At 42.4% G+C, this 24,953-nt stretch carries 16 protein-coding genes; 10 read left to right on the top strand and 6 right to left on the bottom strand.

The window, feature by feature from the left end; genetic code table 11:
* Positions 1-121 precede the first annotated feature (121 nt).
* On the bottom strand, positions 122-499 hold the full coding sequence (locus ACXAFM_RS15660) for a hypothetical protein (protein ID WP_474809298.1): 378 nt from the start codon (positions 497-499) through the stop codon (positions 122-124).
* 456 nt (positions 500-955) lie between these two features.
* Here ACXAFM_RS15660 and asnS point away from each other — a divergent pair, with 456 nt between their 5' ends.
* Positions 956-2,353, top strand: coding sequence for an asparagine--tRNA ligase (gene asnS, locus ACXAFM_RS15655; RefSeq protein WP_474807805.1), 1,398 nt, complete (start codon positions 956-958; stop codon positions 2,351-2,353).
* A 565-nt stretch (positions 2,354-2,918) separates the two neighbouring features.
* Here the strand turns inward: asnS and ACXAFM_RS15650 are convergent.
* From ACXAFM_RS15650 to ACXAFM_RS15635, 4 genes are all read right to left on the bottom strand, one after another.
* Positions 2,919-3,608 carry a hypothetical protein gene (locus ACXAFM_RS15650; protein WP_474830710.1) on the bottom strand — a complete coding sequence of 230 codons (690 nt, stop codon included), beginning with the start codon at positions 3,606-3,608 and terminating at the stop codon, positions 2,919-2,921.
* A gap of 4 nt (positions 3,609-3,612) precedes the next feature.
* Entirely contained in the window at positions 3,613-10,077 is a 6,465-nt protein-coding gene (locus ACXAFM_RS15645) for an FG-GAP-like repeat-containing protein (protein WP_474830708.1), read from the bottom strand.
* A 21-nt stretch (positions 10,078-10,098) separates the two neighbouring features.
* A complete protein-coding gene (locus tag ACXAFM_RS15640) occupies positions 10,099-10,434 on the bottom strand; it encodes a hypothetical protein (RefSeq protein ID WP_474830706.1) in 336 nt (111 codons plus the stop codon).
* A gap of 465 nt (positions 10,435-10,899) precedes the next feature.
* The gene (locus ACXAFM_RS15635) at positions 10,900-11,799 is read right to left on the bottom strand and encodes an AraC family transcriptional regulator (protein WP_474835162.1); all 900 of its coding nucleotides are present in this window, start codon (positions 11,797-11,799) and stop codon (positions 10,900-10,902) included.
* Between the two features lie 243 nt (positions 11,800-12,042).
* Between ACXAFM_RS15635 and ACXAFM_RS15630 the strand changes: the two genes are divergently transcribed.
* Both ACXAFM_RS15630 and ACXAFM_RS15625 read left to right on the top strand, forming a co-directional pair.
* On the top strand, positions 12,043-12,993 hold the full coding sequence (locus tag ACXAFM_RS15630) for an SDR family oxidoreductase (RefSeq protein WP_474835160.1): 951 nt from the start codon (positions 12,043-12,045) through the stop codon (positions 12,991-12,993).
* A 68-nt stretch (positions 12,994-13,061) separates the two neighbouring features.
* Positions 13,062-13,733, top strand: a complete 672-nt coding sequence (locus tag ACXAFM_RS15625; protein ID WP_474835158.1) for a fibrobacter succinogenes major paralogous domain-containing protein — start codon at positions 13,062-13,064, stop codon at positions 13,731-13,733.
* A 107-nt stretch (positions 13,734-13,840) separates the two neighbouring features.
* On the opposite strand, the gene ACXAFM_RS15620 is transcribed toward ACXAFM_RS15625, so the two are convergent.
* Positions 13,841-14,854 carry a hypothetical protein gene (locus tag ACXAFM_RS15620; RefSeq protein WP_474835156.1) on the bottom strand — a complete coding sequence of 338 codons (1,014 nt, stop codon included), beginning with the start codon at positions 14,852-14,854 and terminating at the stop codon, positions 13,841-13,843.
* Positions 14,855-15,019: 165 nt separating this feature from the next.
* Here ACXAFM_RS15620 and ACXAFM_RS15615 point away from each other — a divergent pair, with 165 nt between their 5' ends.
* The 7 genes from ACXAFM_RS15615 to ACXAFM_RS15585 all read left to right on the top strand — a co-directional run bounded on the left by ACXAFM_RS15615 (position 15,020) and on the right by ACXAFM_RS15585 (position 24,849).
* Positions 15,020-16,162, top strand: a complete 1,143-nt coding sequence (locus tag ACXAFM_RS15615; RefSeq protein WP_474835154.1) for a paraquat-inducible protein A — start codon at positions 15,020-15,022, stop codon at positions 16,160-16,162.
* Positions 16,159-17,811, top strand: a complete 1,653-nt coding sequence (gene pqiB / locus ACXAFM_RS15610; RefSeq protein WP_474830694.1) for an intermembrane transport protein PqiB — start codon at positions 16,159-16,161, stop codon at positions 17,809-17,811. The genes ACXAFM_RS15615 and pqiB overlap by 4 nt, the downstream gene beginning before the upstream one ends.
* A gap of 236 nt (positions 17,812-18,047) precedes the next feature.
* Complete coding sequence (locus tag ACXAFM_RS15605; protein WP_474830692.1) at positions 18,048-18,653, top strand: PqiC family protein; 606 nt, start codon at positions 18,048-18,050, stop codon at positions 18,651-18,653.
* Between the two features lie 2 nt (positions 18,654-18,655).
* Complete coding sequence (locus ACXAFM_RS15600; protein WP_474830690.1) at positions 18,656-19,789, top strand: GGDEF domain-containing protein; 1,134 nt, start codon at positions 18,656-18,658, stop codon at positions 19,787-19,789.
* A gap of 121 nt (positions 19,790-19,910) precedes the next feature.
* Positions 19,911-21,059, top strand: a complete 1,149-nt coding sequence (locus ACXAFM_RS15595) for an efflux RND transporter periplasmic adaptor subunit (protein ID WP_474830688.1) — start codon at positions 19,911-19,913, stop codon at positions 21,057-21,059.
* A gap of 9 nt (positions 21,060-21,068) precedes the next feature.
* Positions 21,069-24,248, top strand: coding sequence for an efflux RND transporter permease subunit (locus ACXAFM_RS15590; protein ID WP_474835152.1), 3,180 nt, complete (start codon positions 21,069-21,071; stop codon positions 24,246-24,248).
* Between the two features lie 112 nt (positions 24,249-24,360).
* Complete coding sequence (locus ACXAFM_RS15585) at positions 24,361-24,849, top strand: N-acetyltransferase family protein (RefSeq protein WP_474835150.1); 489 nt, start codon at positions 24,361-24,363, stop codon at positions 24,847-24,849.
* Positions 24,850-24,953: the final 104 nt, after the last annotated feature.

The raw sequence follows: 24,953 nt of genomic DNA, 5'->3' as shown, positions 1-24,953 counted from the left end.
AAAGTATAAGCAAAATTTGAAGGTAACAACTAAAAGCTTGGCTGTTCTACTGACGTAAGTGCCAAGCTTTTTTTGTTTTTCCCGCCGTTACATCGGTTTCTAGTTTTATTACTGTCCGTTGCTATAAACCCAACGTAGTAGCAAGGGTAATTAAACTAATTGCCGCTATAGCAAACAAAATAATAAGGTTTACGCCGAAAGAGTCTGTGCGTCGACGGTTTCGTCTTGCACGCATGACAATACTAACAAGGCTTACTATTAAGCATACCTGCAGCATAATAGTCATGGCAGACAAATGACTTTCAGACCAAGACGAGTCCCCTTCTATTCCCCAATACTGCTGAACCCCACTAATGAAGTCGGGCCTAGCGTAGTGAAACAATATAAGTACCACCACCATTCCCACCCAGCCGAACACATTGAGGCCAAGCATTACCTTATAAAATGGTGTTTTTGAGCGCGGTGTCGAACGCCGTTCAGCTAGTTGCTCATAAGTCATAGAGCGCCTGTCAATATCGCCTGTTGCAGAAGATTGTGACGCACGTTGCGATTCCCCCTCCGTTTGCTGTGGGCTATGTACCGACGTGCCTGAATCATTTTTATTTCCCATTTGTCACTCTGTTCTCTGGCATCCCGCTTTATGTTGGGTATACTAGCGTGCTATTGGATTGTATTTCATTGGTTATTTTTACACCGCCGAAGCAAATTCCGTTCGGTGTATCTCGTTATTTATACTTTTTTCTATAATTCGTGATACTTAAATGACAGATAGAAGTTAACCACAGCTTCAAATTGCATTTTACCGACATTAAAGACTTATCGGCACAACAATCCAAAACATTGACCATAAAGCAAATTTTAGTGCAATTTTTCATACATAGTTTATTGCACTGGGTTGATACACTCGATGCGTATTCGAGCAACAACATAAGATCAGTAAGACGGAGAAATTAACATGACGCATGCGCCCGTAGTTGACGTACTTAAAGGTAAGTACGCCGTTGGCGAATCGGTAACCGTTAAGGGTTGGGTAAGAACACGCCGCGACTCTAAAGCGGGGTTATCATTTATTGCACTACACGATGGTAGTTGCTTCGATCCTGTACAAGTTATTGCGCTAAATTCTCTGTCAAATTACGCCGATATCCAGCGCCTTACTGCTGGTTGTTCATTGTCGGTAACCGGTACAGTGAAAGAATCGCAAGGCCAAGGGCAATCACTAGAAATTGATGCTACCGAGGTAGAAATCGTAGGTTTGGTTGAAAACCCTGATACCTACCCAATGGCGGCAAAGCGCCATAGTATTGAATACCTTCGTGAATACGCACACCTGCGCCCACGTACCAATGTTATTGGTGCGGTTACTCGTGTACGTAACTGTTTGTCTCAGGCTATACACCGTTTCTTCCACGAAAAGGGTTACTATTGGATTTCTACGCCAATCCTAACGGCTAGCGATACAGAAGGTGCAGGTGAAATGTTCCGCGTATCAACCCTTGATATGATGAACCTTCCGCTAGACGACAAAGGTAATGTTGACTATTCAGAAGATTTCTTCGGAAAAGAAACCTACCTTACGGTATCAGGTCAGCTTAACGTTGAAACTTACTGTACAGCTATGTCTAAGGTGTACACCTTCGGCCCTACGTTCCGTGCAGAGAACTCAAACACATCTCGCCACCTTGCCGAGTTTTGGATGATTGAGCCTGAAGTGGCGTTTGCTGAATTGAAAGACGTTGCACAGCTTGCTGAAGACATGCTGAAGTATGTGTGTAAAGCGGTGCTAGAAGAGCTACCTGATGATATGGCATTCTTCGCTCAGCGCATTAAGAAAGATGCGGTTGAGCGTTTAGAGAAGCTAGTTAGCTCTGACTTTGTTCGCATGGACTACACTGACGCTATCGAAATTCTGCAAAACTGTGGCAAAGAGTTCGAGTTCCCTGTTGAATGGGGTATCGATTTGTCTTCTGAACATGAGCGTTACCTTGCCGAAGAGCACGTTGGTGCGCCAATTATCATGCAGAACTACCCGAAAGATATTAAAGCCTTCTACATGCGCATTAACGACGACGGCAAAACCGTTGCAGCAATGGACGTACTAGCGCCTGGCATCGGTGAAATTATCGGTGGCTCTCAGCGTGAAGAACGATTAGATGTTTTCGATGCTCGTCTTGAAGAAATGGGACTATCGAAAGAAGACTACGCATGGTATCGCGACCTACGCCGCTACGGCACTGTACCTCACTCAGGTTTCGGTCTAGGTTTCGAACGTCTTGTTGCATACGTAACCGGCATGCAAAACGTACGTGACGTTATCCCATTCCCACGTACACCGGGTAACGCTAGCTTCTAGGCAGTGTTGCTGTACTAATGAAATGAAAGCTCGCTACAGTATGCTGTCGCGAGCTTTTTTATGTCACAATATCAGTTAATTGATAGCGACACCTTCGATTTATAAATTAACTATAAATCTGAATCGACCAGACTTCTCTAGACAGTTAATTGCTTTATAATTTTGTGTGATGGGTACAGGTGCGTTGTCTCATTGTTATCACTAAATTTAGGAATACAATGTTTAGCTAATATTTCCAACATAGCATGGTGATTACCATACCTGTCGCCAAAGCTTGAACCAGTCGGAAAAAAAATAAGTTGAGCAATCATGGATGAGAGCAACGCTTCAGCATTGACCGATGATATTAATCCTTGCAATTCTTGCTCAGCTTCTTGTCATTCTTTTATAAGATGATCGAATGGGTTCAAAGATTTTACCTCTCGCTACTTTTTAAAATGGAGTTCAGATGTACAGAAAAATTTTGATTTAATAAATACACAATTACATAAAAGAAAACCAGCTTTCGCTGGTTTTCGTTTGCTTGATTAGTTGCTCTTAACTTAAGTTGAGCGCAATGAAAGACTCAATTGCATATTTTTAAATATTTTTCACTATACCTATCTTCAATAGCCTCTATTTGAGGTGGAGTAAAGTATTGCTGGTTTTTTCTCATGAAGCTTTTCAGGTTATTATACGCTTCACAGTAGCTATCCTGATCTTCATATGAGTCGATATGAGAAAGATGATTTAGTTGGCTATTTAGATGCTGGTTATAAAGGACCCATTTATTACCATTATTTGCATCAATAACTTTCTGAGAGTAGTGTAGCTGTAACTCCTGAAGCGCCTTACCTTTCTTTGCTCTTTGACCACTATCAAGTATTTTATATTGCAACCTAATACCATTTAAAAACTCTGAAAACCCCTCAAGTACACTCATATTATTTAGGAGAAAATTTTGCTCTGATAAATAAAGGCTCCAGTTATTATTTAAAGGATCTATCATAACTTTCCCCTCTGTCTTCTGACTAAGTAAAACAATATATAGCTCCATGGTTTGAAGTCGCAGATTCCAAATTTTATCAGCACAATTCTTTGTTGATGCTAAGTGATTTTCAAGCGAACCTAAATCACCCTGCTCAAAGGAATCTTCAATGTAGAAACTATCTAACAATTGCTCTGAACTTTCATATAGCGGCTGACACTTATCAAAAGAGTCAGTCGCACTAGCTAAATGTGCTATTAGAAATGGGAATAATATTAGCTTTAACATGTCACTATCCACCACAAACCTGCTTGTAAGCAGAATTACAAATATAGTTATCCGTTCTTATTGTTCGCCTTACGTAAGGGTGCCAATCCATAGCCTGCTGTAAGTTAAACTGTCCTGAAAGCTTAACGTAAGGTCCTATCGCTCCTGGAAACTGAACGGTTGCACTCCAGGTAGTCATATGAGATGCGGGGGCATACCCAAATGTTAAAACCCCAGGTGACAAAGCGATTATACTATCCGTTAAAACCCCTTGAAAAGTTTCGGAAAAGCCAACTGGTCCACCTAAGACTGTTACTTTTTGTGAATCATCAACAACAACGGTGACACCTTCGAGTAACTTCCCTCCTGCTGCACCATGAAAACCACCATCTTCATCAACCCCAATATTACCAACTAACTTACCTAATTTCTTTATTGCTTTATTTACTGCAACACCATATTCAGCTTCCATTTTATTCTCTTTAGCTAAACGAGTTTCAGCATTAAACATTTGAATAAAGGCCCCTGTAACTGCTCCGTTTGCAAATTTCCCACCAGATATTACAGATGCTGTACCACCAACAACCGCAGCAGCAGTGATTCGACCAGGTGCATAGCTTGCAGCGCCATCTCCTATCTGATTGATTTGTGGTTTTAGAGATGCAGTAAAGCCTGCGGCAAAGAAGCCATGACCAAATTTACCACCATTTAAGTCTGCTGCAACTCCACCAACTGCTGCATTTGCAATAATATTTTCGGGACTCCCAGCTTTCCCCCATGTTGCACTAGCTCCGATTTGTTGTAGCGCCGCACCTGAGAACGCTCCGACTAATGCGCCTCGTAAACTTCCTGTAGCTATACCTCCAGAAGCAAAACCGACCATCGCAGCATTTATCCATGACTTCATAGCAAATGCTTGCATTCCAGGTATAAACATCATTCCTATAGATGCAATTTGTCGCCAATATTTCTTAATCCCTTTAAAGAGTTTCTTAAAGAAATAGCCACTCGGATCGGTATAACTCAACGGGTTATTCAGCACATAGCTATAACGATTGTAATTCTGGCTATTCATCGGAGCCTGAATATGCGGATCAGCCTGCAAAAATCTACCCAAGGTTGGATCGTAGATCCGACCGTTCATATGGATAATACCTAGTCCATCCATCATATTATGACCAGTGTAACCTCGGTCGGTTGGCTGCATGTAACTAGCATTAGCGAAGACAGACGCCTGATGAATTTGTGTACGCTTTCCAAATGGGTCGAATAATGCCTGCTGTATCACCGTACCATTTTTGTTTGTTACTGTAGTAATAGATCCCTGATGATCTTTATGTAAATAGGAGTACTCCTTTGTGCCGTTACTTCGATGTGAAATTACAATATCTCCACCTACGTAGTACTTGTGTTCAGTTGAAGAGCCACTTCCACCAGTCCTTCTCACTTCTTCATAACTACCTAAGTAGATAGTTTGATATAAGTTTGTTTTTCCGGCTTCTACACGTTTCTCTTTTTTGAAATAAAGTTCACGGTCTACACCGTACTTCATATCTGCGTATAAACTACCTTTGGTGATTCTAGTAGGCTTATCGTACGAGCCGTAATTGAACGTGCGTCCAATTCCGTCACTGCGGATGTTGCCGTTATTGTCGTATGCAAACGAACCAAAACCAGCTGCTGAAGTGAGGCGATGAACACGTTTTGCATCACTGTATCTATAGCTACCAACACCATTTTTCTTTTTTAGATTACCGAAACCGTCATATTGATAATCAATACTATCGTCAAAACTTGAAGGCATGCTAGTGCCCCTATCAATTACACTCACTGAACGGTAGTCAAGACGGTTCAAGTCATCATAACTGTAATTTTCTGTAAAATTTGTGCCTACACCTGGATTGGCACCGTAATCAGTAGTTCGAGTTTTAATGTTACCCATTTCATCGTGTGTAACTCCTGAATAAAAAATTTCCGATGATGCGCGCATAACACGCGTACTTGTATGCCAACCGGTATCTCCTCGATATCCAAAGTATGAGCGAATATTGTTGCCATATAGGATTTCGACGGCTTGGCGGCGTCTGTTGAATTCTTTAACCTCTTTGAGCAAAGCTCCATTAGCATTATTTGTAATCTTGTAAAGAGCCCCAGACGATCTCGTGTAATGCATTTTTACTTGCAGTCGATTACCTTGACTGTCTGCTGGGAAGGTTTTTAAAGAAGGACGGCTATAACCATCAAAAGTAGTATTTTGATAATAAGTCTTTCCGCCTACATAACTGCGTGTTTCAGTAAGGCGCTCTGCACTGTCATATTTGTAGTACTTACGAATTGTTGCCGAAGAGGTTGGAGATGTACCGCAAGACTGGTTTTTACCATCATATTTTGCGGTCGCAAATAGTTTGCCTGCTTTATAAGCATTTCTGTTATCTGTATTGTTTGTTGCATAATACCAACAAAGTGTCCCTTCGTTCGCTTCGTAACTACGAACTTTCCTACCTAGTTTATCGTAATTGAGAGTGAAGGTGTGTCCGCGAGCAGTTTTCTGTTTATATAGCTCCCCGAAAGCATTATATGTATAGGTCCAAGTACCTTTATCAGGGTCGGTCGTCTTTGTTTTGCGGCCATATGAATCGTACCAGCTTTGAACTTTACTACTCTTCCCGTCGGCTTTAGTGATAGTTTCTTTCAGGCTGCCATACGCGTCGTAGACAAAATGCACCTCTCCGCCTAGTGGATCAATGGTTTTAGTTATCTGTCCAAACCCATTAGTGTATTTGAAATAGGAATTTCCACGTTCATCGACCGTAGTTTGCTCCAACCCATTGACGAAGTAGCTTACTGTTTCTCCGTTGGGCTTGGTTACCTGCTCAACCTGCCCCAACTTATTATACGAGTAAGTTGTGCGATAACTACTTGACGATGGTTCCGTAACATAATCTACTTGTCCTAGGTCATCGTAATAGGTGTAAACTTTGTCCCAGTCTTCTTCTGCGCTTCGTACAAACTTAGCAACTTCACGGCCCCACTTATCGTAATATGCCTTAACAGCAGGTTTGCCAGATTCTGTTTTTGACTCGTAATAATATGACCCAGAGACACAATTTAAACACCAGTTACGAGATATTAAGGTAATGCGGCTATCAGGATGGTCAATTTTGTAAGCTCTTCCAAAGTCATCGTAAAATGTCTTAGTTGGCCTTGAATTAACTGAGTATACCGTTGAGTTTTTAATTAGGCCTGTTGCAGAGTTTCCATACACACCGTTATATTGGTAGGTAACGTAGTTACCCATAGCGTCATGTTTACGATGAATAAAACGCCCATTACCTTGATATTCAGTTTTTGAAGTGCGAGTCTCCGAACTTCCTGTATCCGTTGAATACCCCGTAACTGAAACCTGGGTTTTATTACCGTAGGTGTCGTATGAGTAAGTGGTGGTTGTTTTGTATTTGTCGTTACTTGGTGAGACGATTGCCTGATGAAGATAATTGCTACTATTATACGTAAATTTACTGTTACGCGTAATTTTCCCTCCACCATTGAGCGTTTTTTCTACTTTTGTAGTTTCTAACCTACCCCAGCGCCTATCCTTATACGTGTTTACAGTATAAGTTTTCTGGCTGTTACCATATGTTCCGCTGAAATCGTTACTATCTTTGTCGTAGATTGTGACGCTAATATTATCTACGTTACCCCACGTGTCCTTTACGGTTCTAGTATTTGTCTGACTGACAAATTGTGTATCAAAGCCGTCATACACATATTTTTTTTCAAAAGAATCATAAACATATGCATGATAACCTCCCTGCGCAGTCTTCATTGCTTTCAGATTATTTTTAGCCCAAGACAGCACATTATTACCAATAAACTGTGCGGTGATCCGGGGAATTCCTGTCATGACAAAATTAGTATTGCCATGATATTGGTGATTATATGTTTCTGTGACGACTCCGCTCTGTTGGTCAGTGGTTCTAAGTACTTCAAAGCCTAAACTTCCACGACCTTTTCTATGAAGTAAAAGACCACCATACTGGTACTTCACCACGAGATCGTTGCTATTTGTAACATCGGTACGCACTTCAGATACCAGTTTTTGACCGTTTAAGGGTGAAAAGACATTGCTGTGCGTGTTATAGGAAGAGTTTTGGCGGAAATATAGCGCCGTATTTGTCATCGGCGAATATTTGATAGTTGTCTCAACACCAAATCCATTGGTGATCTTATTCACTGTATATTCGTTTTGATTCGCACGTATAGAGTAACGCCGCCAGTCACTCGATGAGCCAATGTATAAATCAAGATTTCCATCTCCATTTCCGTCCCCAAAACGTACTGAGTTTTTCCTGCCAAAACTCCTTGATCTCACATAAGAAAAATTTATTTTGCTAGATGATGTAGTTAAGCTACTTAAGTAAATACTCCATGAAGAGTCGTTTGTCGCGTAAAGCATATCAGCTTTGCCATCATAATTTACATCAACAAAGTGAGAGTAGTTTGCACTGTCACTATCGTAGTGCTGTGGCAGTACTTGTTCGGTGCCGAAAGTTTTTCCATTTGATAAACGATAACGCCATTTGCCGGCATAGGAATAAATAATATCCGTTAAACCATCACCGTTTAAGTCTGCGTAACGTATATCTTTGTAAGATGCGCTGAGCGTTTGTACTTTGCTGAAATAGGGATCATTCGCACCGTTAATTTTGGAGATAAATACCTGTCTATTTGACGTCGAATTCTCATGCCAGGTGCCCCTCAAATCTCCTTCACATTCTCGGCGAGTTTGAGCAAATAAGCGGTCGCCTCGCGAATTTGTACAGTAACCGTCAGTTGAAGTCACCTGTAAAATGACGTCTGATAAACCGTCGCCGTTGATGTCTATGGCACTTGCAGATTTTATTGTAGCGCGATACATCTGAGCATGTCCAAAAAGTGCATCGCCGCTCAACTCTGAACTAAAAGTGAAAAGATGATTATCAGTAAACGATTTGTTACCGGTGTTGAGATAAGCTCGAACTTCCTTTCCTTTCCGGTAAACAATATCCTCATACCCATCACCATTCACATCCATGACGGCCGCGCCCCCTTCGAACCCCCAAGCTCGCAAGTAAGCCCCAGAAGAGCTTTTGATATATCCTTTTTTCAAACTGCGGGTAACGCTATGCCCAGGGCATTTGTTTGTTCCTTCACATCGTGATGGTGCCGACCTATTATTTTCATAGTACACTATGTACCAGTTCTTATTTTCACCATCAGCTACTAATAGGTCGCGCACGCCATCGCCATTATAATCAATGTTCAGTGCATATTGTCGTTGTGAGCTACTATCACCTATATTGGTTAACGTGGTAGTGGAAGCAGATGTAGCTGACTTTAAGCGCCAGTAACCGCTTTTTACATACATAAGGTCAGACTTCCCATCACCAGTTATGTCGAAAACTTGAGCTTCATAGCGATTGTTTTCATCTCCAGTGATGTAAGAATATGAGTTAGTATAATCTACCGCTGTCGAACTATTTGGATGAGTCCAAGTAAAGGAAGTTGGCTTTAAACAGTCAGAAACAGAAGAAGATAATCTTGGACATTCTTGAACAGATGTAAGCATTCTTCGCTTACTTTCACTATAGGCCAGTTTGTATGCACGATATTCAACGTCATCAACTTTAGATACCACGCTACTTAATACCTTGCGACGCATTGAATAGCCTTTGAAGTTAAAGCCCGATGTGTAGAAGTTTTTATTTGTATAGTTGAAATTGATTGAAGCAAAAGGTGATAACCTTTGTCCTATATGGCCTGTATATTCCACCTTACTTATATATACAGAGCCATAATCTTTTAGATAAGAAAAGCGAATGTAGTTACCCTTGCGGTCTCTAATAGCTTTTAGCATCCATGTATTTGCTCTAGCGCTAGTGGCACCTGCTGCGGTAATAAAAGCATCAGTCCCAGGGGTAATACTGCCTACGGTCGAATCGTTTCGCGTATCGCCATAATAGAATAGCTCACCAGATTTTTTCCAAACTACAAACCAACGCGGCCCATTCTCTGTATCGCCCCCTAGAGCTTTGGCGTGACTAAAATCATCGTTTTCCAGGTAGTAGTTAGTGTTTGGCGCCCCGTAAGTACCACTTTTAACTTTCATCTTCTGACCATCAAGGCAGAACCGATCGTTTTTATTTATATTAACACCTTCTATTCTACCGTCTTGAGAAAGGTTTTTAGGACAGCGCGATATTGCAGACAAACCGCTAATATTCCAGCCAACTCCTAAGGGGCCTTCGATTAAGTTAGAAGACGAATAAGATAACTCTATCTGTGGCTTAACACCGGCTCGACCTGCGGGCGCCGCTATTGGTATAGAGAAAGTTGCGGCGCCACTTTCATCTACTCGAAAATTACCGGGCGTAAGACCAACTTTTTCTGCAAAGGTAAAAGTAGAAAATATAGTCAACAATATGGCCAAAAATGACTGTAAAACTTTCATAAAATCTTCCCTTTTTAGTTTTTAATCGAAGGATGTGATTAAATCAGTTGCACAGTCGATATATGGGAGTTCGACTATGAACGAATTATCTTCACTATAGAGGCTGTAGCTTGTGTCATAAATAACATCGTTTTCGTACATAACCTGAATCAAAAGATTTGCATAACGCTCACCTTTAAGGTCGTACTCAATAAATGCAGAGGTGGGGCCACTTATAGCACACTCTTCAGAGTCTTCATTATCTAAAATGGTTACAGAAAGTACTTCAGGAGCCAGGTTATCTGCGGCACAAATAAGCGGCAAAAAAAGTAGTAGGAATGGCAAAGCAGGTTTTATTTTCATAACTAACAAATCCATGTTTTCACTTTTGAAAAGAGGTCCTATACATGTCGTTCATCGACATAATATGCAGACTACCTCACCAAGTGATTAAAAATCAACCACTAGAAAATGAAATATCCAGTTTGGACTAAAGAAAAAGAAAGCCCAGGTGCACTTTTAATTTTGACGAGATAGCGGAGGTAGTAGCGATAGTTAGATGTCGTGGTTAGGTATTTTTACTTCTATGGCTAAGCTTTAAGGCAACGGTGATAAGCCCGTTTGCCATAGACAATGCAAGTTTATAAAGTGTAAATATTGATTCGTTATTCTTAGATTGAGGTACATCCTAATATTGAGCGAAAGAAATTATAGAAAGTATTTATATAAGCTGTTCTATCATTGGATAAAAATATATTTTTAAAGGCTATGATCTCAGTACTGCAATGTACATTTACAGTTGACAAACGTACTATCTTCCTTCTCTAGAGACTAAATTGTCACCTACTGCAACATAGTCGTTACTTTAGCTTTGTTTTCTTTTTCCCACTGCTTTGGCGATAAGCCATACATTCGCTTAAAATCTCGGCTAAATTGGGATGAGCTGATATACCCAACATCCATAGCAGCAACACTTACATTTGTACCTTCTGCTATGCGTTTTGCTGCGTGGTTCAACCGCATCGCTTTAACGAACTGAATAGGCGACATATTAGTGGCTTGCTTAAATTTACGATGAAATACGGCCCGACTCATGCCTACTTTGTTTGCCATATCGTCAATGGTAATACTTTCATTGACGTGAGAAGCCAAGTACTCGATAGCTCGCACAATACCGTTACCCACATAAAAGCTTCGGCGCACGGCCCCACCCGCCTCGCCTTTTAGAACAGCGTAATACACTTCGCGTAATCGATTACTTGCCAACATGGCAATATCTGTTGGTCTGTCAGTTAGCAAAAGTAAGCGATACAAGGCATCATCAAAGTCAGCGCTCCAATGCGCTGAGGCAATACCAGAAACTGCACTTTCTGCTGACGAGGGCTTTAGACTTCCTGCCACACTTTCAAACTCAATCGCTAAGTCAGTCATCATCCTGCTGTTCAAAGAGATATAAACGCCAAGTAACGGATTAGTCTCTGAAGCGTCGGGAATTCCCGCTTCAACCGGCATAGACATAGTGCAACAGGTGTATTTACTTGTACTGAACGTGTGTTTTTCACCGTTTAAGATGGCCTCTTTCCCGCCATAAACAATAGCGGTAAGAGACGGTTCATATACCACGGGGGCGCAATCGATAGGTGCTGTTATTTTAAAAAGCTGAACACCTTCTATTCCGGTGTCGTATAGCCCGCTTTGCGTCACTTTGTCTTCAATAAGTTGCTTAATTAATGATTTACTCATTTCTAAATTAACATCGTCCAGTCAATGTTGGCTTTTAAAAACTGTCGACTTTTCAATACTGCACAGCACAATAAGCCTAGTCAAAGTCAGCTTTTCAAGTTTACTTAAATTAGCACCCAACCTCCTCTTCAACAACAAAGTGATACAAATAGGCAAGTTTTAAAGAGCATTTCGCCTACTTTCACAACTTCATAGTTACTATATTACAAATATAATTTTTTAGTAATTAAAAGGTAAGCGAACATGGCCAACACTAATCAGTTTGGAAAAGACGGCTGGACACCAGCACAAATAGAAAACGCTGAAGGAAAAACGTTTTTAATAACTGGGGCGAATACAGGGGCAGGCTTTGAAGCGTCTCGCATTTTGCTTTCAAAAGGTGCGAAAGTAGTCATGCTTAACCGAAGCCCGAGCAAATCCCATGACGCTATCGCTAAGCTAAAACAAGAGTTTGGCGACGATGCCAATGTCAGCTATATCCGTTTAGATCTTGGCAGCCTTGCTTCTGTGCGACAATCATCTAAAGAAATATTAGCTCACGTTCCGGTGATTGATGCGCTGATTTGTAATGCTGCTATTGCGCAAATTTCGACGCAACAATTTACTGAGGATGGTTTTGAAAGCCAGTTAGGCGTTAACCATTACGGGCACTTTTTGCTTTGTGGACTGTTGTTTGATCGCATTAATGAATCGAAAGGACGCATTGTAGTTGTTGCCAGTGAAGGCCACAAAATGGGCTTAAGGACGATACAGTTCGACGATATGGATTGGGACAAAAACTATCACCCAAATAAAGTATATAGTCAAAGTAAGTTGGCGCAAATGATGTTTGCATACGAACTGCAAGACAAAGTAAAAGCACATAATAAACATGTGAATGTGTTTGTTTGTCACCCCGGTGCGTCGAATACTACCCTTATACGAGAAAGTGCTAGCTTCTTAACCCGTATCTCTTGGTCTTTTATGGTGAAAATTGGGCTAGCCCAGTCTGCAGAAAAAGGCGCTTACCCTGAAGTGATGTGTGCAACGGCAGAAAACCTCAAACAACGTGCCTACTACGGACCAACAGGACTAATGAATTTTGGCGGTCCAGTTGGAGAATGCAAGCTAGAAGACTTTGCAGTAGATAAACAGGTATTGACGAAACTATGGGCGCTGTCAGAAGAAAAAACGGGCTTTTCTTGGCAATTCTGATTAACTGGTTTGGACGTATTGAGAGTGTAATGAAATGAAAAGCGCCTTTTTTATTAGGAATATTAGCAATGTCATCAACGTACGCGAACACGGTTTCCACACACAAAGTTATCGCCACAGGCAACATCGTTGGCGCTTTTACAGACGTAGAAGGTAACCGTTATAAAACTGTTAAGCTCGGTAAGCTTGAATGGTTTGCTGAAAACTTGCGCGCTACGCAGTTTCAAGATGGTAGCCCTGTTAATTCGGGGTTTATTCCAAAAGACGACGAGAAAAACCTACTTAAATACGGCAGGCTTTATCACTGGCAAGACGTAAGTGACGAGCGAAAACTATGCCCTGCTGGGTGGCGCATAGCGACCGATGAAGATTGGCAGGATATGGAACGCGCTATTGGTATAGCTGATAGTGAACTTTCCAAAGAAGGCTGGCGAGGCGAAAACGATATTGCTATTACCCTTAAAGCTGAACAGCCAGGCACCTTGTTCAAAAAATTCGACCAAACTCGCGTTAACCAAAAGCACTTTGGTGCTACCGCAGCAGGTGTAAAAGTAGGTAACTGGTATATAACTCAAGGGATGTATACTGAATTTTGGACCAGTACAAGCGCCACTGATAAAGAGGCTTACGCCCGCACTCTCGCCTATTCATGGTGGAACTCTCACAAAGGCGAAATTAGAAGAGCGAAGCTAAACAAAGACTATATGTTTAGCGTTAGGTGTGTACGAGATGCCAAGTAGCTTTATACGCATGGCAGATATTCTAAAAGCGTCTTCAAGGTATAGTCATTCGTATATTTGATCTAAATCTGCGATGGCCCTGCAAACTATGAAAAAAGCGGGCCTTTTTAATCAAGCCCAATCGCAGCTGAACGACAGGGTTTAACGAAATATGTATAACCTAATTCATCTTCTTCTGACTGAGCTATTTGCAAAATCTCATAGTCGTTGAGTTCAATCACCCGCGTTCCTTCAGGATGGGCACAGCGGGAACGTGAATCTGCCTCAAATTCATAGATAAAACTAGCTAGTGCTTGACGTTGTACCTTTTTATAGCGAATACTTTTTTGCTTAGCATCGGTGAGAAGCGCAGTTAAATCCTCTTCCAGCTCGGAAGTATCTTCCGCTTGTTCCTCAGTAAGTGGTACCTCACTGTTTTCAATCGACGTTTCAGTCTCGTTTTCGATTGTGATCAGCTGACTCGTGTTTTCACCACTAAACTCGGAAAGTAACCCCACCTGCCCCGCTAACACACTAAGCTGGAGCGCTACACCTAATGTCCAAACAAACCGCGCTACAGCGGTAGAAAGTACATAACGATAACCAGGCTTATGCCACAGTCGCTGCACACCAAAAGGCTTGAGTAGCAGTAGAAAAAATAGATAAATAAAGATAACTAGCATTCCGCCAACGAGTGCCATTAGCGTGGTGACGAAGAACCAGCTTGGCACCATAAGTATGAGCGCGAAATTGTGGCTGTAGGGCAACGCACCAGCCGAAACACCGGTTATGCTATTTACTAACCCGCTTGCAGAAGCGAGGGCAAAATTCGCGATAACGGCATAGACAAACAAAATTACCGCTTTACCCGGTAAACTATTCCAAAGCGCCATAAACCTAGGCCAAGTTTCACTAACAATACCACTGAGGGCAAAGCCAAACATGACCGTTTCAAATAAGCCACTTTTAACATCAAAAAAAAGCTGTAATAAAAGCATTGCAGTTGCCAGAAAGTAGCACCGCTGAGCAAAAGTGATACTCCCCCAAAAGCGCAAAAAGCCGATACGCCTTTTTAGCAATAAACGATTCCCTTGTTTTTTAACTTTTCTGTAAGTACCGCGAATTTCGTTTGTTATTTCCATCATTTACTCGTCAATTATTGTTGTTATGTTTCTAAGCACGAATGACTTTACTTCCCGATGTGGCCGCAATACGCTATTCTGTTGGATTCAAAAAACAACGAGTTATTTCATTTGGCTGCTCTCTATCATACATCCAGTGTGTAAAAAGTGGCGCAATAAAACTTTATGGCTGAATCTAATACGTTATCTATAGTTTGTGAGCAATGCCATACTAAGGTTCACATACCGGCGCTAGCGCACAGACAAAGAGCAGTTTGTCCTGTTTGCAGCCACACGTTAGTTTCGTATCGCGTCGGTGCCAGCGAAAAATTACTCGCTTATGCTTTCAGCGCGCTTATTTTTTTATTGCTCTCGTTACCCTTTAACTTCCTGACATTTAAAGCGAGCGGGCAAAAGCACAGTATCGACCTGCCAACGGGCATTACCGTGCTCATTGAAAATGATTACTTATCTCTTGCGATAATAACTAGTTTAGCCACGCTTTTGCTACCCGGAATGGTCCTCGCTGGACTGTTATTGCTTTCATTAGCGCAAATTCAAAACCGTCGCCCTTTTTACTTAGCTAGGCTGTATAAGTTGGTTAAAGCGCTTTTGCCTTGGAGCATGGCTGAAATATTTCTGGTGGGCACCTTGGTAAGTCTTATCAAGATTACAGAGTTAGCCGACGTATCTATAGGGCTGTCGTTTTATGCGTTTGTCGGCTTTTCAGCATTTACAGCCCTTTGTATTTATCAATTCGACACGACAAGTTATGCCTTATGGATGTCACAAGGTCAGCCCCCTCAACCCAAACCGCTATGCGAAAAACAAGCGCAAATTAGTATTCAGCACACGTGGGCATTATTGTTAACCGCTTGTATTTTATATATTCCTGCTAATGTACTGCCAATTATGTATACTGAATTCTTTGGCCAAGAAACACCCAATACCATTATTGGCGGTGTGATATCACTTTGGGAATCTGGCTCGTATCCGGTTGCGATAATCATCTTGGTTGCCAGTGTGGTTGTTCCGGTCGCGAAAATTTTAATTCTTGCTTGGCTTAATTTTTCCGTACAACGAGAGAAAACCACATCAAAACAATTACGTATACGTTATTACCGCGTCACCGAAGCAATAGGACGCTGGTCTATGATAGACGTTTTTGTTGTAGCAGTGTTGGTGTCTCTTATTCAAATGGGCAACACCATGTCTATTTACCCGGGCCAAGCGGCACTTGCCTTTTGTGCCGTAGTATTTGTAACAATGATAGCCGCGATGACGTTTGACTCTAGGCTTATTTGGCAGCAGTGGAAGCAATTACCATGACCACAAACGATCCGAACATTAACGAGGCAAAGGTAAAACCCACCTCATCCATTTCTCGCATTTGGATTATTCCGATCCTCGTTATCATTATTGGCGGATGGATGGTCTATTACCAATGGAAAAACCAAGGCCCACTTATAACGATAGAGATTCAGTCAGCTACAGGTATTGAAGTAAACAAAACCCCGATAAAAGTGCGCGACTTGGATATTGGTCAGGTCAAAAAAATAACCCTAAAGCCAGATCTAAACGGTGTACTGGTTACGGCAAGAATAGACGCTAGTGCAGCTCATTTGCTTAACGAGAACGCAAAGTTTTGGGTGGTAGCCCCTCGTATTAGCTTTTCAGAAGTATCTGGACTCAATACCCTATTATCTGGCAGCTATATAGCCATGTCGGCCGACGACAAAGGAAAAGAACAGCTACATTTCACTGCGCTTGAGCGCCCACCAGTAACGCCACCTGGTACCCCTGGCCTCCACGTCATGCTAAAAAGCGACGACGAATTTGCCTACAAACCTGGCGACCCCATCATTTACAAGGGCTTTAAAGTTGGTGAGTTTGAAGATGCCACGTTCAACATTGAAGAACGTGTAGTGTATTACGATGCCTTCATTGAAGCGCCCTATCACAAGCTAATTACTAACACGACCCGCTTTTGGGACGTCAGTGGCGTAAAGCTTCTACTTGAATCAAATGGGGTCAGTGTAGAAACCGGAAGCTTAGAAACCTTATTAGCCAATGGCATTACCTTTGGCATTCCTGAAGGCGTACCAAAGGGTGAACAAGTATTAGACAACGCCTTTTTCACTATTTATGGCGACAGTACATCTGCCTCAGATGCTCGTTATAAAGTGGCTGCGGAATATTTATTGCTCATCGACGAAAGTGTTAGAGGACTAACTGTCGGCGCTCCTGTCGAGTACCGTGGAATTGAAATTGGAAATGTTACCGCAATTAACTCCTTTCCTGCTATAGAGGGAAACATTCTTGAGCGGGACTATCCTATTCCTGTTCTCATTAACATCTACCCGGGTAAAGCTCGTCAACCCGATACTGAAGAAGGCTTGAGTGCCATTAAGCAGACCATTAGAAATTGGCTGCACCGAGATCTTAGGGCTTCTCTTCGCATGGGTAATATATTGACGGGCGGCCTTTACGTTGATTTACAGCATTTTCCTGATGTAGATGCCAAGAATGAAATTGCTATCATTAACGGATATGAGGTTATTCCTACCGTAAGTAACGAGTTTACCCAGCTAACGCAAAAAGCTGACGCTATCTTAGACAAAATTAATCAGCTACCGTTAAAGGAAATGGTAGAAAATGTACAGTTAGCTGTTGAGGATATGCGCCTTGCAGCTGAATCAGTAGAAACTGCGAGTGACGACTTCGACTTACTTATTGCTGACATTGATGCCAAAGCCCTCAACAGTAACCTTAACCAGGTTCTTGTGAGCCTAGATAGCCTATTGAAGAATTACAGTGAGGGAGGCTTCAATCAATCTGAAATTAAAGAAACCGTCGATGCCTTGCAAGAAACCATGCGCAATATTCAGCCGTTGCTATTGAAATTAAATCAATCTCCGAACAGTTTGATATTTTCCAAAGATGACGAGTCGGATATTCAGCCCAAGGCAAAAAATTGATGTGACTATTTAAGATACGGCCTTACAAAACTGTATAGAAAACATTTAGTTTGGCGCAAAAAATGAATGGTGAGATGAATAGTAAAATGAATAAGTCTGAAGATAGACAAGATATGCCCTAATTCGACTAATTGGGCATATACCCTAAACTTTATTTTTGGAAAGATTGCAAAACCTACCCGATACTCGAGGCAGCGAACCCGTAAATAGGGAAGAAAGGATTAAATTATATGATAATGCAGGCTAAGACTTTTTCTTTCAATAAGGACAACAAATGGCTTAAAATCATTACTTTAGCTGTAGTGTTTTCTTTTTTATCTGCATGCGGAAGCACACCAAACGCGCTGACTTATTACCTTCTCCATTCCACTGATAATGCATCAATGTCGCACCGCGACGCAAAGCAAACGGTGGTTTTAGATAACGTAAACTTACCAGAATACCTAAAGCACAGAGGCTTGGTATATCAAACGAGCGACACAAATCTTCACATTTCTACCAGCCATTTATGGGCAGAGCCTGTAGATGAAGGCCTTATAAAAGCGCTCGGCAGCGCATTAGTGTCACACAATGTTGCACTGGTTCGCCCTGACTATTATGCAAGTGAAGAGTCGTTGCACATATCTCTATATATAAACGACTTAGTCAGTACTTACGAAGGCGAAGTTATATTTTCAGGAGAATATGTAGTAACGGGAACACCTCAAGAAGCCAGTTTCCACCCATTTATGTACAAAGCTCCGCTCAACAACGATGGTTTTGCATCTAGCATAATTGCAATGAGAGCGACTATTGAAACGTTAGCTAAGGACATCAGCAATGCGGTTCACCAGCCGATTTGATTATGATTAGTAGATTCAAGCAATACATTTTTAGTGGTGTAAAAAGCTACCATAAAGACGAAACTAACAGGCGCATTATCGTGGTTAACCTGTTTGCAGCCGTGGGTATGTCTATTACGTTTTTGCTTGGTGCTCGCGCTTTTATTGAGGCGGAATATTCACTCTCTACAACGCTTTTTATAGCAAGTATTGCCTTTGCAGTATCTCAGCAATTGCAAGTACGCTTCGCATCAGCCCTTGCTCGCACCTGGTCTATCACACTGCTGATCAGCTGCTTGATGATACTAACATTACTATTGATTATCACTGGTGGTAAGGATAACACTGGCCCACTTTGGATTTATCTCGTTCCGCCTGTAACCATGTTTTTTGCTGGGTTTATTCGAGGCCTACTGGCGCTCATCGCCTTTACGATTACCTGCGCAATCGTACTCTTTGGGTTTAATGATATAGCCTTTATTGCCAACTACACATATGCGTTTAAAACTCGCTTACTCTACTCATTTCTAACCGTATCTTTTTTATCTGCTTTTTACGAATATAGCAGACAGAAAAGTTACGACACTGCACTTTATCTCAGTGAACAATTTGAGAGACAAGCGAAGCACGACCATTTAACGAGTTTGTTGAATCGACGTGGTGCCCAGCAGTGTTTAGACAGGGAGTACGCAAGAATGCTACGTAGTAAACGAGCGTTCTCTGTTGCCATCGCCGATGTAGATAGATTTAAAAGCATAAACGATACCCTCGGCCATGAAAAAGGTGACGAGGTGCTTCGACAAATCAGTAAGATATTTAGTTCTCGGCTTCGTGGTCAAGATATACTCGCGCGATGGGGTGGTGAAGAATTTATGTTTATCTTTGCCGAAACTAAGGAATCCGATGCGGTGAGGGCATTAGAAAGTGTAAAAGAAGTACTCAGCAAAGATCCGCTAAATATAGACGGTAAAAAGATCCACGTTACCAGTAGCTTTGGCGTAAGTGAGGTCAGCGGTGACACCGATGTTTCAAGTGCTATACGCCTTGCAGATAAGGCGCTCTATTTCGCGAAAGATAATGGGCGCAATCGTATCTGCACCTCTTCTTCTATAATCTCATCACCTACTTCTAACACAACGTCTTTAAAAGTTCAGTAATCAAAAAAAGTTTGTGTCCTTTACACAAAATTGACTCACGTTTAGTTACATTTGCGCTGTATTACTGAAACACTTTAGCGCTACACTATGTTTAGTATTCGCTATAAAAGTAGATCTAGCCATGAAATGGATGAAAGTTGCGTTACCTATTGGTGTCTTACTGGTAGGTTATTTAGGAATGAAAGGAATCGAAGCGTCTGCTTCTGACAACGCTATAACAGAGGAAGTTGATACTCGCCCAACCGTCACTATTGAAGCGTTATCGCCCGAAGATGTGCGTGTTCAACTCACTTCCTACGGCGAAATCAAGCCTCTTGAAACCACAAATCTTGCTGCGCAAGTATCGGGTGAAGTTGAGAGGTGGAACCCTAAATTTGTAAGCGGTGGCTTAATAAGGCGTGGCGAAGTCCTTTTTGAAATAGAAGCTGATGCGTATGAGGCAGCGCTTCTATTGGCAGAAGCAAACTTAGCTAGTGCACAAGCTCAGTTAATCCAAGAAGAAGCGCAAGCAGATGTGGCGGCAAAGGAAGCGAAAACAATGCCTAATGCACGGGTTACCGATTTGTACCTGCGCAAACCACAAGTAATGAGCGCAAAGGCAGCGCTTAAATCTGCAGAAGCTCAACTTAAAATAGCAAAGCGCGATTTAGATAACTGTAAAGTAAAAGCCCCATACGATGCGCTTATTGTCTCAAGAGACATCAGCACAGGTGACTATGTGACTCAGGGTTCACCTGTCGCAGTCCTTAATAACATAGAGTATGCCGAAGTCACTTTCCCTATTGCCGGGTTCGACCGCGTTTTTCTTTCAGATAGTACAATAGGAAGTGAAATTGCCATCGAAGTCGATGACATTCAGGGCGCTACGGTAAAAGGCACCATCCACCGAGATACCGGCGTTGTGGACAACACCACGCGCATGAGTTATTTCGTGGCACGCATTGAAGACCCCTATGCAATTAACTCGTCAAAACCTATCGTTAAATTTGGCTCTTACAGCACGATAGCTTTTGAAGGTAAAACGTTAAGTGACGTGTACCGAGTACCTCAGGAGTTGGTAACTAACCGCTTGCTGTGGACCCTTGACGGTGAAGACAGATTGAAATCTCAGAAAGTGAAAGTGGTGCGTGAGGAAAATGGCGACTTCCTCATTCAGGGCGACTTCAATGCGAATAAAGTAGTGATGAGTCTTCCTGAATACCCGCAAAACGGCATGCCGGTAAAAGTTATTGAGACTACGGCTGAAATCGTGACAGCACAAGCTAACTAAGGAGCTGTCATGGAAAATCACAACGATACACAAAGCGGCATTATTTCTTGGTTTGCAAGAAACTCTGTAGCGGCTAACCTTTTAATGTTTTTCATTATTGTCATGGGTATTGCCAGCTATTTTACTATTCAGCGCCAGATGTTTCCTAACATCGAAATTAATTACATTACTGTTGAAGCCAACTACCCCGGCGCGTCTCCACAAGAGATTGAAGAAAGTATCTTCATCAAAGTTGAAGAAGCGGTAAAAGACATCACTGAAATTAAGCGCACCGTATCCAGAGCATTTCGCGGTGGCGGTGCAGTCACCTTAGAAATTGATACTAAAGCTGAACTGACTGACGTTCTAGACAAGGTCAAACTTCGCGTAGACAGCATTGCTACTTTTCCTGCGGGTATGGAGCCTGTCAACGTTTCGCAAGTAGAGTTTCAGCAGCAAGTTATCGAAATGCCTATTGTTGGCGACTTGCCTTTATCAGAGCTAAAAGTGCTGGCTAAAGAAATAGAAGATGAACTACTTCAGCTTGGCTCCATTTCTCTGGTGGAAGCCAATACACCCGATGATGAAATTGCTATTGAAATTAAGCCCGATACGCTAAGAAAATACGGTTTAACCATTGCCGATGTTACTCAAGCTATTAATAGTTATTCAGCAAATATTTCGGCCGGCCAGCTAAGAACTAATTCAGGGATAGTGTCAGTTCGCGTTGAAAATCAATACTACAGCGGCGACGAGTTCAAACAAATACCAATTAAAATTGGCACTGGTGGCGCGAAAGTAACGTTAGGTGATGTTGCCTATATCAATGATGGATTTGTTGAGGGCGAACGTTACTTTAAGTACAACGGCATGAACGCCATCTACATTGCTGTAAAAGCCACTAAAACCCAAAACACCATTCCTGTAGCTGAAACTGTAAAAGCCTATATCGACCAGAGAAATGAGACCCTTCCTCAGGGCGTCAGTCTAGAAGTTTTGGTGGATATGACCTACTACCTTAATGCACGCCTAGACATGATGTTATCGAATCTTGTTCAAGGGTCTGTACTCGTCGCGTTTATGCTTACCCTTTTCTTGCGCTTTCGTTTGGCGCTATGGGTTATGGTCGGCTTACCGGTGTGTTTCTTAGGTGCAATGATGCTTATGCCGGTTTTCGGGGTGAGCATTAATATTCTCTCGCTCTTCGCGTTTATCATGGTACTGGGCATTGTAGTTGACGACGCCATTGTTATTGGAGAAAGCGCCTATACCGAAATTGAAAGCAAGGGCGGCGGCGTTGACAACGTGGTTCGCGGCGCTAAACGCGTGGCAACTCCTGCTACCTTTGGTGTATTAACTACTATCGCGGTATTTGCTCCATTTACACTGAGCAGCGGCCCTGAAGGTGCATTTTTCTATAACATCGCTGTAGTAGTTATTTTGTGTTTGGCGTTTAGTTTAATTGAGTCAAAATTAATCTTACCCGCGCATTTAGCCCACACCAAGTTCTCTCCGGTGCGACAGGACAGCTGGCGTGCACGCTTTAACCGAGGATTCTTTGCGTTCGTAAATGGCCCTTACAAGCGTACTGTTACAAAAGCGATTGAATGGCGCTGGGCAGTACTTATGATGTTCGTGGCTATGCTAATGCTAAGCATGGGCCTGATTGGCGCAAACTATGTACGCATGGTGCCAAATCCTAAAGTGCCACACGACTTTCCTAGCGTAAAAATAGAGATGAACGAAAACGTCTCTGATATGGCTACTATTAATGCGCTTAAAGTGGTGGAACAAACGATTCTGGACGTTGAAGAGCAGATCATAGATGAATTTGGCCAGGGCATGATACGCGATCGTCTTGCTTTTAACGAAGATAGAACTGAAGGGCGCATACTCACACCACTGGTTAATGAAGAAGATCGCCCTATCGACACCTTTGAGCTTGCACGACGCTGGCGCGAAGCCATTCCAGAAATTACCGGTATGAAGTCTTTTACCGTGGTTGATGATGTAAACGGTGACGGTGACGACGGTGAGTTCGGTTATCTACTTTTTGGCCCAGACATTGACACCTTAAACGCGGCTGGCCTTAAGTTCATTGAAATGCTGCAGCAGCAAGAAGGCCTGTTTGACGTAAGCTCAACTATTGACCCGCCGAGCAAAGAAGTGCAAATGACGTTACTTCCAGTTGCCTACGATCTAGGGCTTACCCTTTCTAATATCGCCTCTCAGGTTGGCGCGGGCTTTTACGGCGGCGAAGCACAGCGTGTTATCCGCAACGGTGAAGAAGTTAGGGTCATGGTTCGCTACCCTGAACTCACCCGTGAACGCTTTGCTGACTTGAAGTACTCTTTAATCAAAACACTTAACGGCCAAGAAGTGATGCTTGGTGATGTGGTTGCATTAGAAGAGAAGCCAGGTATTAGCTACATTCGCCGAGAAGGTGGTTACCGCAGTGTTTATATCTGGGGCAACATTGATGAAGAAAAAGTTGAACCTAATGAGGTCGTTACTGAAATTCAGGACAAGCTACTGCCTCAACTTAAAGAGTCATTTCCTTCGGTAATGACAGAGCTTGGCGGTGATATTGAAGAGCAGCAAGCACAACAAAACGAGCAAATACTCTTCTTCTTAGCGGCCATGATCATGGTGTATATCCTTTTAGCTGTTCCGCTAAAAAGTTATGGACAGCCACTTATCATCATGTCGGTTATTCCATTTAGCTTTACAGGTGCAGTGTTCGGCCACTTTGTATTAGGCCTAGACCTTTCTATGATGTCTAACTTTGGCCTTATTGCAGCAGCTGGGGTTGTTATCAACGACTCGCTAGTTATGACGGACTTTGTTAACCAGCGCCGTGCACAAGGTTACAGCATTAAAGAAGCCGTGACTGAGGCCGGCACTGCGCGCTTTAGGGCAATTACGTTAACTTCAATTACTACGTTTGTGGGCGTACTGCCAATTATGTTTGAAACCAGCCTGCAAGCAGCGTTTGTGGTGCCTATGGCGGCGGCGCTCGGCTTTGCAGTGCTTTATGCCACTTTGGTGACTTTAATCTTAGTACCTTGTTTGTACCTGATATTGCTCGATTTACGAGGCCCTTTCTCGTACATTAAAAGTTTGATTACACGCAAAAAGTCAAGCAACGGCGTGGTAAGTAGCGGTGTGAATGAAGCATATACGACTGACCCTTCGGGCTCGGCTGAATAGCGGCTAGCATTGTCAATGTAGCCATTCTCAAGTACGCCTTATAAGCGCATTTAACTTTTAAAAATGAGCCTTCGAGGCTCATTTTTTTCAAGCCTATTGAAAGGAAAACACGATGAACGATGCAATTTCAATAAGACCAGCAACGCCTAGCGATATTTCACAAATTCGCCAGTTCATCCTGGAACTAGCCATTTATGAAAAAGCTGAGCATGAAGTAGAGGCATCTGAAGAGGCGCTTCTAAAGACGCTATTTGGCGAAGGTGCCACTGCTCATTGCGTTATTTGCGAGACTAACAGTGCTCCTATTGGCTTTGCCGTGTACTTCTTTAATTATTCAACCTGGCAAGGTCGCAACGGGCTTTATCTTGAAGACCTTTATGTTTCGCCGAAATCTCGTGGCCTAGGTGCGGGTAAAGCGCTGCTGCAACATTTAGCGAAAACAGCAGTAGACAATGACTGCGGCCGTTTTGAGTGGAGTGTTTTAGATTGGAATAAGCCTGCTATCGATTTTTATGAGTCCCTTGGCGCTAAACCAAAGAGTGAATGGCTAGGCTATCGCATGGATGGACAGACACTTATCGACTTCGCAAAACAGGCTTAACGCTGACTTGCTGACTTGCTGACTTGCTGACTTGCTGACTTGCTGACTTGCTGACTTAGACAGTATGAAGGTAAAACAGTGTTAGCTGCAAATACGCTAATAAC

Source organism: Alteromonas sp. ABD4_190 (assembly GCF_056160105.1).
This window is presented reverse-complemented; position numbering and strand designations above follow the sequence as displayed.

What these genes read in the sequence shown, in the direction of transcription:
- ACXAFM_RS15590 (WP_474835152.1), top strand. Translation starts at nt 21,069, where the DNA reads ATGGAAAATCACAACGATACACAAAGCGGCATTATTTCTTGGTTTGCA.
- ACXAFM_RS15600 (WP_474830690.1), top strand. Translation starts at nt 18,656, where the DNA reads ATGATTAGTAGATTCAAGCAATACATTTTTAGTGGTGTAAAAAGCTAC.
- ACXAFM_RS15605 (WP_474830692.1), top strand. Translation starts at nt 18,048, where the DNA reads ATGCAGGCTAAGACTTTTTCTTTCAATAAGGACAACAAATGGCTTAAA.
- ACXAFM_RS15650 (WP_474830710.1), bottom strand. Translation starts at nt 3,608, where the DNA reads ATGTTAAAGCTAATATTATTCCCATTTCTAATAGCACATTTAGCTAGT.
- ACXAFM_RS15630 (WP_474835160.1), top strand. Translation starts at nt 12,043, where the DNA reads ATGGCCAACACTAATCAGTTTGGAAAAGACGGCTGGACACCAGCACAA.
- ACXAFM_RS15635 (WP_474835162.1), bottom strand. Translation starts at nt 11,799, where the DNA reads ATGAGTAAATCATTAATTAAGCAACTTATTGAAGACAAAGTGACGCAA.
- ACXAFM_RS15585 (WP_474835150.1), top strand. Translation starts at nt 24,361, where the DNA reads ATGAACGATGCAATTTCAATAAGACCAGCAACGCCTAGCGATATTTCA.
- ACXAFM_RS15625 (WP_474835158.1), top strand. Translation starts at nt 13,062, where the DNA reads ATGTCATCAACGTACGCGAACACGGTTTCCACACACAAAGTTATCGCC.
- ACXAFM_RS15660 (WP_474809298.1), bottom strand. Translation starts at nt 499, where the DNA reads ATGACTTATGAGCAACTAGCTGAACGGCGTTCGACACCGCGCTCAAAA.
- ACXAFM_RS15595 (WP_474830688.1), top strand. Translation starts at nt 19,911, where the DNA reads ATGAAATGGATGAAAGTTGCGTTACCTATTGGTGTCTTACTGGTAGGT.
- pqiB (WP_474830694.1), top strand. Translation starts at nt 16,159, where the DNA reads ATGACCACAAACGATCCGAACATTAACGAGGCAAAGGTAAAACCCACC.
- ACXAFM_RS15645 (WP_474830708.1), bottom strand. Translation starts at nt 10,077, where the DNA reads ATGAAAGTTTTACAGTCATTTTTGGCCATATTGTTGACTATATTTTCT.
- asnS (WP_474807805.1), top strand. Translation starts at nt 956, where the DNA reads ATGACGCATGCGCCCGTAGTTGACGTACTTAAAGGTAAGTACGCCGTT.
- ACXAFM_RS15615 (WP_474835154.1), top strand. Translation starts at nt 15,020, where the DNA reads ATGGCTGAATCTAATACGTTATCTATAGTTTGTGAGCAATGCCATACT.
- ACXAFM_RS15640 (WP_474830706.1), bottom strand. Translation starts at nt 10,434, where the DNA reads ATGGATTTGTTAGTTATGAAAATAAAACCTGCTTTGCCATTCCTACTA.
- ACXAFM_RS15620 (WP_474835156.1), bottom strand. Translation starts at nt 14,854, where the DNA reads ATGGAAATAACAAACGAAATTCGCGGTACTTACAGAAAAGTTAAAAAA.